Genomic DNA, 13,430 nt, shown 5'->3' on the forward strand with positions numbered 1-13,430 from the left:
CAGACTTTAATTGTTTGCACAGACGACATTGACGCATGCGAGGAATGTGGGCTACACAAGTCGAGGCGAATCAGGCCTAACATCTTGCCGTTGCGGGGTTTCGGCAAGGTGTTCTCTATGTTTCAATCACCAATCAGGGCACTGCTATGAGCATGACAAAGAAGGAAGCCTTACTGCAGGCTGCGAAAGAATTGTTCGGCGAATACGGTTACGCGGACACGACCTTCAAGAAGATCTCAGAGCGGGCGGGGGTTGCCCTCGGGCTGCTTACCCACCACTACGGCAACAAAGAGAAGCTCTTTCTTGCCGCCGGTCTTGACGTGCTCGACCGCTTTCTCGCCGGTCTTCGTGAAGCTACGGCCAAGGCAACCTCAGGTCACGACGCCGTTCTGGCCTTCTCCAAGGCATATCTCGACTTTTCCATCGACAGAACGAGCAACTGGCTTGTTCTCGTTCGCTGTTCCCCATACAGCGACATGAAAACCAAGACCGACCGGGACATCATGTACGAAAAGTTCAACATGGTTCCCAAGGAACTTGAGCAACAGATCATTCGCGGCATCGCTGATGGCAGCATCCGTGATGTGCCGCCTCATGAGACGGCACAGGTCATCATCTCGATGATGGTCGGCGTCAACCGTACGCGTCTACTTACGCCGTATGCACCTCCCCGGCTTTATGAAGAGGCCATAGAATTCATTTCGCGCAGCATCCGGGCCTGATTTGCCCCCTGCGCCCGCTACAAAGGTCACGACAAGCCTCTTCACTGAATGAAGGGGAACCATGAAACAAAAGGCCCACCTCCAAACGGAGGCGGGCCTTTTATACGGTTGACTTAGCAGACAACGTCAGGGCTGCGCCATGGACATGCGCCCCTGACACAGGCAGCGGCAGCTTATGTCTTCTGCCCTGCTTCAACGCGCGAAGGGCAGTCCTTGCCGTTGCCCAAGATTCGTGAAGATATCCCGCTCAATACCGCTAGGCGTGATGTAACTTCGGTACACTTCGCCAACTGGAAAATTCAGCCTTTCACGACAAAATGAAGAGGCACGCTATGCAGACTGCGTGAATGTTCCTGAGTCTGCCCCAGCGTCCACTCGATGGCATCCGCACTTATCCCCAGAATGGATGCGATGTCGCCTGCGAGTCTTCCTATACCAATGACTGGGTGCCTCGCAAAGACTGGAGGCAAGCCATACGTGAGGTTGCACGCGAGGCACTTTCCGGGACGCTGGTGCAATTCAAAGGCGAAGGTCAACCTGTTCTTCTCTTGGGTGACGAACACTAGGCGAATGTCGTAGGCGCCATCTTCGGCATCACCATACAGGGCTTCAAAAAAGGCATCGGCCCTTTCAGCCGGGAACAGGTCCGCGAGGACGGTGCTACTGAACAATCGGGCGCAATCTGTCGTCTTCATGCTCTACTCCCTTAAGATAACAGGACACAGCTGCCCCTAGCATAGCGGTCATGCCCGTGCAAGAGGAGGTGTACCATGTTCCTGAATTTTCGTCAGGCTATCCGGTGATGCATATCCGGAGAAGAAAAACGTAAAAACTGCCTCTGCGCATCCCCCAGAAGATGTCACGTCTAGCGACTCGTGCCCTTCTTGAGCCTGTCGAGGATATCGGCGGGCGTGACGAGTGGCCGGGTAGGCAGGGTCGCCGTGGAAAGAAGCCCGACGCAGTCTTTCGGGGCACGCGGCACAAAATCCGGTATCATTCCCGCCAGCATCGCAAGATATCCGGTTATGTTCGCCGCAGGCACCCCCGCATTCCGCAACGCGCGAATCTCGAGTGATTGATGCCTTTTCGCAAGCCTCTCGCCTGTGGCGTCCAGCAGAAGGGGGACATGAAGGTAGGCTGGCGGCTGCGCACCCAACAGGGAATACAGGGCAAGCTGGCGCGGAGTGCACGAAAGAAGGTCGGCACCGCGCACCACCTGTGTCACGCCCATGGCGATGTCATCGACAACGACGGCAAGCTGGTAGGCAAAAACGCCATCGGAACGGCGAAGCGCAAAATCGCCACCACAAGACTCCCCGCCCGCCTGTTGTGGGCCGAACAATCCGTCGTCGAAGGCAAAGACACCATCCGGCCACCGCAGACGCATGGCTGGCCTACGTCCTTCCTTCTCCTTGCGGCTGCACTCTTCGATGGTAAGGTTGCGACATGTACCCGGATACGGGGCCCCGAGGTCGCCGGGATGGGGAGCCCCGGCCAGCGTTCGCAACTCCTTGCGTGTGCAGTAGCAGGGGTACACTGCCCCAAGGGTGGCAAGAACATCAAGGACTCTCGCGTAGTCCTGTACACGGCGACTCTGCACGTAAGGACCGCATGGTCCCCCGATATCAGGCCCTTCGTCCCAATCAAGCCCGAGCCATCTCAAATCGGCCATGATGCCTTCTGCGTATTCGGGCCGTGCCCTGTCCGGGTCGATATCCTCCATGCGCAGGAGGACCTTCCCGCCCGCCTGACGGGCGGCCAGCCATGCGAGCATGAATGCCCAGGCATTGCCGAGATGGATGTTCCCCGTGGGACTCGGGGCAAGGCGCCCCCTGATCACGCCGTCACGAGACAAAACTGAAAGTGACATGGCAAAGGGCAAACACCAACCACGGAAAATGTCAATCGAAGGCACAGACTTGACACTGACAGAGGCTTGGAATAGAAGAATCACCCTCGCGCCTGTAGCTCAGTTGGATAGAGCGAGCGCCTCCTAAGCGCTAGGCCACAAGTTCGATTCTTGTCAGGCGCACCATAGAAAACAACGGGTTACGCGAAATGCGCAGCCCGTTATTTTTTGTTGTGCTACCATTTTGCTACCACAACAGTTTTTCGCCTTCTCCTCCCCTTGGTCTATTCGGCGCAGTCCACACACAGCCCCACACCCGGCAAAGCCTTTAGCCTCGCCTCGGGCAGGGGTTCCCCACACTCGGCGCAGCAGGGTACGCCGTCGATGATATCAGGTGATGGCCCAGACCATGTTGCCCGTCCCGCCGCAGCGCTGATGGCGGCCTCACGGTCTTTGGCTTCGTAGTCCGAGGCTTGGTCGAAGATGTCTGCCATACCGCTGCCCTCCCCCTACACCGGATAGCTCACGACCACGGCATCCAGCACCTCGACGGTAGTCGCGGCTTCAACCATCGCTTCAAGCTCTGCCCTGCGCGTGGCCAGCTTCTGCCGGGCATATTCAAGCCCGGTGAGGTCGGTCGCAGCGAGCAACGCGGCCTCCACGGCCACCGTGGTGGGGGTGGGGTCGGAGATGGCGACCACTCCAGCAAGGGCCGCATCGTGCCCTGCCCGGATGGCAGCCAGCTTCGCAGCCTTGGCCTGTTCCAGCGTCAGGGGCGGGGGCGGTGCATCGGCAGCGGCACGGGCCGACTCCCACGCGGCGAGGGCTGGCACCACCAGTGCGTCGTACTCGGCTTGGGTCATCGGAGTGTTCGGCGTGCCGTCGCTGTGTTCCACCCATCCGGTGAGGCCGTCCCACTGGATGGCGTGTACGTGTCCCGGCAGGGTGAGGCTCACGTTGAGGCCCCGTCCGTCCACGATGACGAGGCTGTCGGCGGGAACGATGGTCACTCTAGGCATGGGGCCCTCCTATGGAGTTCTTGAACGCGCCAGCCTTCACGCTGGCGGCAATGTCGTCCTGCTCAATCTGCGCCTTTGTGCGTGACGCGAGTGCAACGATTGTTCCCAGCCGAGCCGCTGTTTCCTCTGTCGTGCGCACCATCTCATTGCGAAGAGACTCGGTAGCCGCCGCGCCCTGCCGCACCTGCTGTGCGTTCTCGATGAGCAGCACGGGCAGCCACGCCAGCGAGCATCCCCACTCGTCGATATCCGCCCCGGTCTGCGGGTGCGTGCCGCGCAACTGTGTGAACAGGGCGCAGTCAAGTTGTCTGCATTCAGCAAAGCCCGCGAAGGGGCACAGGTTCTTGCGTTGCATCTGCATGGCTAGGCCTTTGTTGCGATGATGATGTCGACGTAGGCGAGGCGCAGGTCGAGGCCGTGGGTGTGTGAACCGTTGCTACCCTGCGTGCCGGTGACGAGTTGCGTCGAGTTGGTGGCCCCGGTGCCGTTGTCGGTGGTGCGGATGACCTGAATGCCGCCGCCTGCGTTACCGGCCCTCCTCACATAGGTGCCTACAGAGTCGATGACCTCGTGTGCGTGCCCCGGCATCTGCGAGGCGACCAGCGTCGTCGAGTCGACCATCGTACGGCTAAAAATTGAAGAGAAACCCGTGATGCCACCGCTCCCCACAGCCCCGGAAACCACGCGCAACGCCCTGTCGTTCATGGTCGTGTCCTTCGTCCATCCCGTGGGGGCCGTCGACTGCTGAAACAGCAGGCGAGTTCCGGCAGGAAAGGGCTTCACGCCTTCCAGCCCGTACCCGCCGCCCACCGATACAACCACGGCCTTGCCTGCGGCCTCGGCGACAGGGATGGGCAGGATGCGGCTTGCCGCCTTGTCCCGTGCTGCCTCCGCCCCCCGCCTTCGCCGCTTCCGCCCCAGCCCGCGCAACCTCTGCGCCATCCTTGGCGACACCTGCCGCCGTCGCGCTTCCTGCCGCAGCCCCGACAGACGCCTGCGCTACGGCCAGCGCGGAGTTGATGTCATCCATTATCTGGTCGGGCCGCGTGGTCGAATCCATGCGCACCTGCACGCAGCGGCCCACGGCCTCGCGCAGTTGCTGCGCCATGACGGTGAGCCTGTCCATGCCACGTTCCACCACGCGCACGTCGAACAGCCCCGTATTGGTGTACCTGTCGAGTTGCTCGAAGGGCACGTCGCGCCAGATGAGCAGCTTCGCACCCGCCGCCAGCGGCGCGGTAAGGGTCAGCGTGCCGCCCACGTCCACGCCCTGCTGCAGGGTGTAGTCCGTGCCGTTGGCAAGGTCGGTCGCCACACCGTCGACGATGCGCTGTGCCCGCACCCACGCCGGGTCGTGGAACACCCACCGCACCGGAAACGCCGTCTGCGCCCCGTCGCCGCTGTAGGTATGCGGCGTGTAGTCTCGTGATACGCTCATGTTGCCTCCTGCTTACGGGCCTGTGTCGGCCCGCCTATCTGGAAAGACTCTTCGGACGAGGAGCGATGGGCGACAGGAAGTTGCCCTCGCCTGTTTCGAACTGCTCGTAGCCCCTGATGAAATCGCGCGTCACACGCGAGGCCGGCACATGCACCCACAGCGAGATGATGTCGGCCACAGACCCTGCAAGGCGAGCCTGTGCCTGTGCGTCATCAAGGCCGTATTCGTGTGCGGTGCGCACCGCCTTGGCGAAGCCCAGCGTCACCTTCGAGACAGGCTCGAACACGGTACGGAAAGCCGCGTGTGGTGAACTCGTTACCGAAATCCCCACCAAGCACAGAGGCCGCCACCTCCATGCCCATGTCACCCACGACAGGCGCCAAGGGCGAAAGCGAGAACGCAACGCACCGCCGTAATGCGGACGGCATCTCACCTTCAGCAAAGACATGGCCTCGCATAGGCAATGTAGCGATGGATTGTGTAGCGGATGACATCGCGCCCGTGCTCTGTGATAACGCATGTATCCAGCTACAGAACAAAATGGACACACCTTGCGCCATACCCTTGGGCATCAAGCTTTGCGCGCTCGCACAACGTTATGGGATACCAACCAAATACAGTATTACAATAAACATATCCGGCCTACTATTTCAAAATTCAAGATATACATTGCATCATGCCACAACTTGACGCCTATATAAAACGATACAAGTCTATTTTTGCAAGACACAAAAATACTTTTGTTCATAGCAATATGTAAAAATACAGACATAATGGTGCCAAAGAAAACAAGGTACGAAAGAAAAGTTTCGATCTTTGATAATAATTGATCACGCAAAGAAAGAGTATATATCAGTGTAAAACCAGCAATGCTGCTTCTGGAAAGATGCAAAATCGCATGAGCAAAGATAAGACAACGGTGTTGTGTTGCGTGAAGAATAAGACGGTAACGACGATGAGGAATATGTTGACGCTATCAACAGCCCAAACCCAGGGGGGGCATTGAGAAAGCCGTATCAGTCGCGTTGGCCTATTCCAAACCTACGCTTCATAGAGTATGTGATATTCCAAATGCAGTGGCCGACTAGGCAGAAGACCACCGGGCGACGGCAGAATAGATAGCCTCTGTTTTCATCTGTCATTGAGCGGAGAATGCGAAATGTCTTACGCGTGCAAGCAGGTTCCGTTGCCCTGTGTCTGATGCCCCCACTACACAACATCAGCAACCGAGACAGACCAACTGCGCGGATGATTGGCAAAAAGGGGTAGCTGCATGGAAATAACCATCCACCGTGGAACGCAAGAAATCGGCGGAAGCTGTGTGCAGCTTTCTTCAGGGGGCCGATCAATATTGATTGATGCTGGCTCCCCCCTCAGAGAAAGCCAATGCGAGGTCAAGCTTTCTGATATCAGCTTTGAAGCAGTGTTGGTGAGCCACCCGCATCAGGATCATTACGGACTGATCGACAGCCTTGATCCTGCCACGCCGGTCTATATTGGCGAAATCGCCTGTAAGATGATTGCCGCAGCCAGAACCTTTACGTCCAGACCTCCCCTTGCAAACAACTTCAGGCATTTCAAGGCATGGACCCAGTTTGAAATAGGCCCTTTCCGTATCACTCCGTATCTGATGGATCATTCATCTACCGACGCCTTTGGCTTTCTGGTCGAAGCCGAAGGTAAAAGACTTTTCTACAGCGGAGATTTCAGAGCGCATGGCAGCAAAGAAAAAACATTCGATGCCCTTCTTGCAAGACCCCCTCAAAAGGTCGATGTATTGCTGATGGAAGGCACCATGCTGGGCCGTGAAAGTGCAGCATACAGGCGGGAAAAAAATATTGAAAACGAAATGCTAGAGGTACTGAGCGAAGAAAAAGGACCAGCTTTTCTGATTTGTTCAGGACAACATGTTGATCGTTTGTGTGCCGCCTTCAGAGCATGTAGAAAAGCTGGGCGAATCTATGTCGTTGACATCTATACAGCCTGGATTCTGCAAATTCTATCCGAGCACTTCGACACGACACCTCACTTCCGCCTGAAAGACATCCGCGTATTGGCGCATGGCCCCACCGCAAAAAACCACTACATGGCCATCAAGAACAACGCAAAGTTCACAAGATTCATACGGGAAATCTACAAAACCGATACGGCCATTAAAGAGTCTCAAATCGCCGAATCCCCAAGCCGCTATTTCATCAAAAATACTCGGATTGATCATTTGCTGAATGCGCTAAATCCACCACAGTGCAGTCTCATATATTCACAATGGAGTGGATATCTTGAAAGCCAATACAACCCTCAAAGCTGGAAACTGACGAATCTCAGAGATGACCCGAGAGTCTCATTCCATGAAATCCACACCAGTGGACATGCTTTCCGGCAAGACCTTAAGCGTTATGCCAACGCAATTAACCCAAAGCTTCTGGTGCCGATTCATACAGAAAAAAAACAAGACTATGCAAAGCACTTCCAGCCCATTCAGGTGAAGGCCGTTGCAGACGGCGAGTTGTTTGAAGTTTGAAAAGTGCGTACAGCATAAGGCAAATTAGCATTTGCTACAACACTCTGCCCCATTCGCACAAATACTCAGGAGGTAGAAAGGTGTCCGATAACATGTTGCGCACATTCAAACGAGGAATACGCGATACGCAAACGCTCGAAGCTGCGAAATCCTTTTTCTGTTCCCCCTTGGGACAGCTCATACTCAATGGAAATTCAAACAACAGAAGCCCATTCCAAATCTGCATAAGAGACAACTACTTCAATGTTTATTGGAATGGCTGTTCCGTAATGAAGTATCGCCCAAAGGCAACACATAATGAATTTACAATTCATCACAAGTATATTCATGGAAAAGAAGGGAAAAAAGACTATCTGAATATGCTTCCTCAAAGAGATACAAACGTCTGCGACCTGAAAACGAATACAGATTATGCCTGGTCTTTCAGAAAAAACATTGTCGAACCAGCAATAAATGGATGCCATGTACCCGTGCTCAGCGAGTATGTAGACAGCAGCAAAGGCAACATGCAAAAAGAGAAAGCCTTGCTCAAGAGGTATATTGAAAGCTCAGAAAGCTTTCTTTTGATAGACCTTGAAGTAGCTTTTTCACGGCTGAACGAAAACAATAAACACGCTGCCCACCGCATCGACATGGCAGAGATTGACTATGATGACAATAATACTCCTACCTTGCGCCTTGTCGAGGTCAAGGCATCCAGCGACAACAGACTAAGAGCGCAACTCAAGAGCGCGCTAATGGAACACAGCGATAAAATCATGTATCAAATGAATATATATCAAAACTTTTTAAACAATGAGATTGCTGGCATTACTGAAAGCTACAGGCTCATTGCATCTAACATGCTTGAACTGGGCTTCGATCGGCACATGAAAGGCACGGCTGGCAAGTCGGCAACTGAGGTTCTTCAAGATTTCGCAGCAAGAGGCATTGTCGACCCACAACCGCACCTGCTTGTGTTGTATTCCGAGCAAAACAGATACGTTGAAGACGATCATTTCCGGCTACTGCAAGACGTAATCGCTCAAATGTATCCACGGCTAAGGCTTGTTCGTGTTGCTGGATAGCAGTTGCTACGCGTTCGCCCTACCCCGCACGGCTAGGCTTGCCGAGACAACAGCGCGACACACGGTTGTGGGACGTTGCATCGTAAAGTCCTTGACACGCACGCTCACCGGTATATGACAGCCAACGAGTGTTACCTGTCGCTGTCAAGTCGCGAGCACATCTCGACAACCACGCCCCAAATCTCGAAGCCCTTTATGCGCTACTGGTTTCTTTCCAGCTTGGCAGCATGGCGGGTGCGCAGGGCACCCCGAACAAAGCCGCTTTCAAAGCGGCTTTTTTTGTCTATACCTCCAGAGGCTCCATATTTATCATCACATACGCAACATGGCAGGATACTTGAATATAATGCCGCCCCAGCTATTCATTCAGCAGCAGCTCCGACATACCGTCCAGCTTCGCCTTGACGGACTTCCAGTCCGGCATCCGGTCCGCCAGCAGGCGGTAGAAGCGGGGGCTGTGGTTGTGCTCCTGAAGGTGGCACAGCTCATGCGTCAGCACGTAATCGATACACTCTCGCGGCGCTTTGATAAGGTGCGGATTTATGGAGAGTGTGCCGTTTGGTGAGCAGCTTCCCCATTGCTTTTTCATGGTCAGCAGTTGCCACGGTGGCACATCATCCTTCCACGGGGTTCTCTCCACAATGGCTTCCAGACGCTGCGTAAAGTATTCCTTGGCGCGTTGCCTATACCAGTCCTGCAAGAGGCTTCTGACGCGTTCCGGTAAGCTGTCTTCCGTGCTTACTTCCAGCCTTCCGCGATAGAGCCGCACCTGCGCCTTTTGCCCCTGTGTCTTGATGACTTTGAGCTGGTGGCGGCGGCCTTGATAGAAGTAGCTTTCGCCGCTCACGTATTCGCGTGGCAGTACGTACCTGCGAAGCTCCCGCGCGCGGAGCATGTGGTCCAGAACCCATCTGGCGCGTTTCTGCACGGCCTCTTTTATTTGCACGAGGTCGGCGTCCTGCGGCGCATCGACCTGAACGGAACCGTCCGGATGCACATGGATGGCGACTTTCGCCTTCCGCCCCGGCACGTGACACACTTGATAGCGAATGCGTTCATCGCCATAGGTGAGTGTTTGCATGATTGTCTTATCTGTTTCCATGGGCCAGACGCACTCTGGTAATCTGAATAACGTGTTCGATGACATCCTTTGCTTTTTCAAGCCCGATGAGCTTGAACAGACGCGGCAGGATGCCCTTGTGAATGGTGGATTCCATCGCCTGCGGACTTAGTGAGTGCTCTACAACGGCGGTGCCGACGATGGAGTCGATGGCCTTGGCTTCCTCAATGAGCTTCTTTTCTTCATCCGGCGGGATGGCTTTGAAGTGGTCTTCGCCCAGCACCAGCCGGAATGTGCCGTAGTACGCCTTGGCAGTCTCGCTGCCATCAAGCTCGTCCGGTATGCCTGACACGGCGCGGTTGTTCAGCTGGTCCTCGAATTCCTTGAAAAGGGCGTATTGCTTGAAGGGATGTTCGAACATCTTTTCGGCTTGCGAAATGGCGTCCTTCAGCAGTTCGGAAAAGACCTTCTGGGCATACGGGTCGTCGCTGAGTTCCTGCTCGATGGTCTTTCGGACGCGTGTGCGGATGATGTCCGTCTCGTTACGCGTCTTCTCCTTTGACCAGTCTTCCGGCTTTTCCTTGCCGATATCGTCCACCAGCACAACGCCCTCTGGGTCTTCGATGGATTCTCCGACCACGTGCTTGTCCACGAGTCGGCGTATCTGCTCCTCGTAGGCGCTGTAGTCAACCGTTTCCTGTGCGTCCTGACGCGCTATCTTGCGCAGGTTCGTGAAGAATCGCAGATCGCTTTTGTACTTGGCGATGTCCTTTTCGCTGAAGCTGCCATCCTCAAAGAACGAGCGTGACGAAAGCGCCACCTTGAGACACAGGCCGAACTCCGTGAGCGCCTGGTAGAAGTCCTCTCGCACCTTCTGGCGCAGGTCGATGCTGGTTCCGTCGTCATCCTCCGTGTACTGCGGCATGAGGATTTGTCGGTACTGCTCAAGGTCCTGCCTGTTCTTGACGTCCCTGAATATTCCCCACAGGCGTTTGTGCTGCTCCGGCAGGCGTTTGTATTCGGTGCCGACCTGATGATACAGCCCCTCGATGTCGTCCACGTCAAAGCCGCTTTGCGTGCGTTCCTGAAGGTCCTGATATTCCTTGAGTGTCGTATCCAGTTCCTTGAGGATGCCGCGATAGTCGATGAGCAGGCCGTATTCCTTGGCCTCGTGCAGGCGGTTCACGCGTGCGATTGCCTGAAGCAGGTTGTGCTCTTTCAGCGGCTTGTCGATGTACAGAACCGTGTTCCTCGGTTCGTCAAAGCCCGTCAGCAGTTTGTCCACTACGATAAGGATGTCCACGCCGTCGTCGGTGGCAAAGTCCTCGATGACGCGTTGCTCGTATTGCTTGTACTGTTCGGCGCTGGCGCTCTTGCCCACGGTCTTCTCGGCCCACTGCTGCACCTCCGGCAAAGCGGATTCGTCCACGTCTGCGTGGCCTTCGCGAGTGTCCGGCGGCGAGATGACCACGGCACTTGTTACCAGTCCTGTGGCATCGAGATGCTTCTTGTAGCGGACTGCGGAGAGCTTGGAATCTGCGGCGAGTTGGCCCTTGAGTCCCATGCCGAGGGTTTTGATGTGGTCCGAGAAATGGGTGGCAATGTCCCACGCGATGAGTTCAATGCGGTTCTCGGAGCCGTACACCGCGCCCTTGTTGGCGAATTTCTTTTTGAGGTCGGTCTTCTGCTCTTCGGTCAGCCGCGCCGTGATCTTGTCGAACCAGTTGTCAATGGCGGCTTCGTTCACGGCCAGTTCAGGGCGGCGCTCTTCGTAGAGCAGTGGCGTGACCGTTCCATCCTCCACGGCGCGCTGCATGGTGTAGGCGTGAATGATGGGACCGAACTTGTTCTGCGTCTTGTCGTCCTTGAGAAGCGGCGTTCCGGTAAAGGCGATGTACGCCGCATTGGGCAGCGCCTTGCGCATACGCTCGTGGGTTTCACCGCCGTGGCTGCGGTGGCCCTCGTCTACCAGCACGATGATCTTGTCGCTGGGGTTGTAGCACTCCGGCAGCTTGGACGCTGTGTTGAACTTGTCGATGATGGAAAAGATGATGCGGTCATCGCCCTTGCCGATGCGCTGGGCGAGGTCACGACCGGACCCCGCTCTTGCCCGTTCGCCTTCCTTCTTGGTGGCAACGGCAGAGCCGAACGCGCCACCCGTGAGGAACGTTCTGGAGAGCTGTTTTTCAAGGTCAACGCGGTCCGTGACGATGATGACGCGGCAGTCCCTGAGGTCCGGTTCCAGCAGAAGCGCCTTGCTAAGGAAGACCATGGTGAAGGACTTGCCGGAACCTGTGGTGTGCCAGATAACGCCGCCCTCGCGGCTTCCGGCCTTGTCCAGCCGCTTCACGCGCTCCAGCATGGCTCTGATGCCGAATGCCTGCTGATACCGCGCCACAATCTTGCCGACGCGCTTATCGAAGAGAATGTAATACTGCACCAGCTTCAGCAGGCGGTCCTTTCGCAATAGGCTGACAAGCAGCTTGTCCTGCTGTGTGGGCAGAACGTCGCCGGACCACAGCGATTCAAAGTAGTTCCGCATGGCCTTGGGGCGGTCCTGAAAAAGCGCGTCCTTGGCATCCGCTGAAAGCGGCGTGTTCTTGATGGTGTGGAAGGTGACGTCGTCGAAGATTTCCTCGCGCCACGTGGCCCAGAACTTCTTGGGCGTCTTGGTGGTGGCGTAGCGTCCTTCGGTGTTGCTGATGGCCATGAGCAGTTGCGCATAGCAGAAGAGGTGCGGAATTTCGTCCTTCTTCTGATTGCGGATGGACTGGCTGACGCCTTCCTCCAGCATGGACTTGTTCGGATTGCCGGATTCAGGCCGCTTTGCCTCGATGACCACAAAAGGGATGCCGTTGACGAAGCACACAATGTCAGGGATGCGCCTATGCGTGCCAGCCGAAGACAGCACGTCCATCTCTTCGGTGACGTGGAACAGGTTGTTTTCGGGGTGCTCCCAGTCGATGATGGGGATGGTCGGCTGAACGGGCTTGCCGTCAATGAATTCCTTGACCGTGATGCCGAGGGTCAGCTTGTCGTAGATGCGCTCGTTGGCGGTGAGTAGCCCCTCGTGCAGCCCCGGCGATGACAGTTCGCGCACAATATGCTCGATGGCATTGGGCGAAAGCGCGTGCCCCCTGCCGTCCCATTCAAAGCGCCGTGCCTGGAGTGAACGGATGAGTTCATCCTTCAGCAAAACCTCACGGTTCGTGCCGCGCTTGGTCAGGCACTGCGAAGGCGATATATACGTCCAGCCGAGATTCATGAGAACCTGCAAGGCCGGAATCTTGGCGCTGTATTCTTCCTTGGTTTCTGGTAGGTGGTGCATGATACTCTTCTAATGGGAGTCGCCTTGAAATCGAGGGCGTTTTCGCATAAGTCGCGACGACTTGTTGGCCCCTTGCGCCTGCAACGACTCCCGTTGGCAGGCTGGCTACAAAGCACGGTTTGATGTTGCAGCATCGAGCCGTGTTTTTCTTTGTGCCCTCAACTTGGTTTGTCTGCCACTAACCTTTCGGTGGGTGGGGATCATTGCCGTGGCTGTCAGATTGGCGAATCTGTCCGTTTGGACGATGAATCTGAAGCTCGGTCCCTTGGTTCCGGCTGATCTCCCGTGCGGTGTCGATAAGCCCGCTTTGTGTATCCCCTCTGTGGGAAGCGCGCTGGTCGCCATCACGTTTGATCTGCCAACCACCGTCTGGATGTGGCATTACGCGGTGAGTGTCCCTGCTCATGGGCATCACCTCCTCTGCCG

The 13,430-nt window shown here is 56.1% G+C and carries 14 protein-coding genes and 1 tRNA gene; 4 read left to right on the forward strand and 11 right to left on the reverse strand.

Features of this window, described 5'->3' with window-relative positions:
• The first annotated feature begins 146 nt into the window (after positions 1–146).
• Positions 147–722, forward strand: coding sequence for a TetR/AcrR family transcriptional regulator (locus tag DVU_RS08035; RefSeq protein WP_011792236.1), 576 nt, complete (start codon positions 147–149; stop codon positions 720–722).
• Between the two features lie 299 nt (positions 723–1,021).
• Here DVU_RS08035 and DVU_RS08040 read toward each other — a convergent pair whose 3' ends face one another.
• Both DVU_RS08040 and gluQRS read right to left on the reverse strand, forming a co-directional pair.
• Entirely contained in the window at positions 1,022–1,417 is a 396-nt protein-coding gene (locus tag DVU_RS08040) for a hypothetical protein (RefSeq protein ID WP_010938981.1), read from the reverse strand.
• A 170-nt stretch (positions 1,418–1,587) separates the two neighbouring features.
• On the reverse strand, positions 1,588–2,592 hold the full coding sequence (gene gluQRS, locus DVU_RS08045; RefSeq protein WP_014524403.1) for a tRNA glutamyl-Q(34) synthetase GluQRS: 1,005 nt from the start codon (positions 2,590–2,592) through the stop codon (positions 1,588–1,590).
• Positions 2,593–2,680: 88 nt separating this feature from the next.
• Here gluQRS and DVU_RS08050 point away from each other — a divergent pair.
• Positions 2,681–2,757 (forward strand) — tRNA-Arg (locus DVU_RS08050).
• Between the two features lie 98 nt (positions 2,758–2,855).
• Here the strand turns inward: DVU_RS08050 and DVU_RS08055 are convergent.
• From DVU_RS08055 to DVU_RS08080, 6 genes are read right to left on the reverse strand one after another with little or no spacing between them, the layout of a single operon-like run.
• Positions 2,856–3,065, reverse strand: coding sequence for a TraR/DksA C4-type zinc finger protein (locus DVU_RS08055; protein ID WP_010938983.1), 210 nt, complete (start codon positions 3,063–3,065; stop codon positions 2,856–2,858).
• Positions 3,066–3,080: 15 nt separating this feature from the next.
• Positions 3,081–3,590: a tail assembly protein gene (locus DVU_RS08060; protein ID WP_010938984.1), complete on the reverse strand. Its 510-nt coding sequence runs from the start codon at positions 3,588–3,590 to the stop codon at positions 3,081–3,083.
• Positions 3,583–3,951 carry a hypothetical protein gene (locus DVU_RS08065; RefSeq protein WP_010938985.1) on the reverse strand — a complete coding sequence of 123 codons (369 nt, stop codon included), beginning with the start codon at positions 3,949–3,951 and terminating at the stop codon, positions 3,583–3,585. The genes DVU_RS08060 and DVU_RS08065 overlap by 8 nt, the downstream gene beginning before the upstream one ends.
• 2 nt (positions 3,952–3,953) lie before the next feature.
• Complete coding sequence (locus DVU_RS16825) at positions 3,954–4,211, reverse strand: hypothetical protein (protein ID WP_223295081.1); 258 nt, start codon at positions 4,209–4,211, stop codon at positions 3,954–3,956.
• A 7-nt stretch (positions 4,212–4,218) separates the two neighbouring features.
• Positions 4,219–5,028, reverse strand: a complete 810-nt coding sequence (locus DVU_RS16830; protein WP_223295080.1) for a hypothetical protein — start codon at positions 5,026–5,028, stop codon at positions 4,219–4,221.
• Positions 5,029–5,062: 34 nt separating this feature from the next.
• Positions 5,063–5,314, reverse strand: a complete 252-nt coding sequence (locus DVU_RS08080; protein ID WP_164928129.1) for a hypothetical protein — start codon at positions 5,312–5,314, stop codon at positions 5,063–5,065.
• Positions 5,315–6,301: 987 nt separating this feature from the next.
• Between DVU_RS08080 and DVU_RS08085 the strand changes: the two genes are divergently transcribed.
• Positions 6,302–7,549, forward strand: a complete 1,248-nt coding sequence (locus DVU_RS08085; RefSeq protein ID WP_010938989.1) for an MBL fold metallo-hydrolase — start codon at positions 6,302–6,304, stop codon at positions 7,547–7,549.
• Between the two features lie 80 nt (positions 7,550–7,629).
• Positions 7,630–8,616 carry a hypothetical protein gene (locus DVU_RS08090; RefSeq protein WP_014524401.1) on the forward strand — a complete coding sequence of 329 codons (987 nt, stop codon included), beginning with the start codon at positions 7,630–7,632 and terminating at the stop codon, positions 8,614–8,616.
• 358 nt (positions 8,617–8,974) lie between these two features.
• On the opposite strand, the gene DVU_RS08095 is transcribed toward DVU_RS08090, so the two are convergent.
• From DVU_RS08095 to DVU_RS08105, 3 genes are all read right to left on the reverse strand, one after another.
• The gene (locus DVU_RS08095; protein WP_223295079.1) at positions 8,975–9,697 is read right to left on the reverse strand and encodes a M48 family metallopeptidase; all 723 of its coding nucleotides are present in this window, start codon (positions 9,695–9,697) and stop codon (positions 8,975–8,977) included.
• A 7-nt stretch (positions 9,698–9,704) separates the two neighbouring features.
• Positions 9,705–13,004 (reverse strand): type I restriction endonuclease subunit R, encoded by a 3,300-nt coding sequence (locus tag DVU_RS08100; RefSeq protein WP_010938992.1) that lies wholly within the window; start codon positions 13,002–13,004, stop codon positions 9,705–9,707.
• Positions 13,005–13,182: 178 nt separating this feature from the next.
• Positions 13,183–13,416: a DUF2188 domain-containing protein gene (locus DVU_RS08105; RefSeq protein ID WP_319417547.1), complete on the reverse strand. Its 234-nt coding sequence runs from the start codon at positions 13,414–13,416 to the stop codon at positions 13,183–13,185.
• Between the last annotated feature and the right edge of the window lie 14 nt (positions 13,417–13,430).

The sequence above is a fragment of the Nitratidesulfovibrio vulgaris str. Hildenborough genome (genome assembly GCF_000195755.1).
GTDB lineage: Bacteria > Desulfobacterota > Desulfovibrionia > Desulfovibrionales > Desulfovibrionaceae > Nitratidesulfovibrio > Nitratidesulfovibrio vulgaris.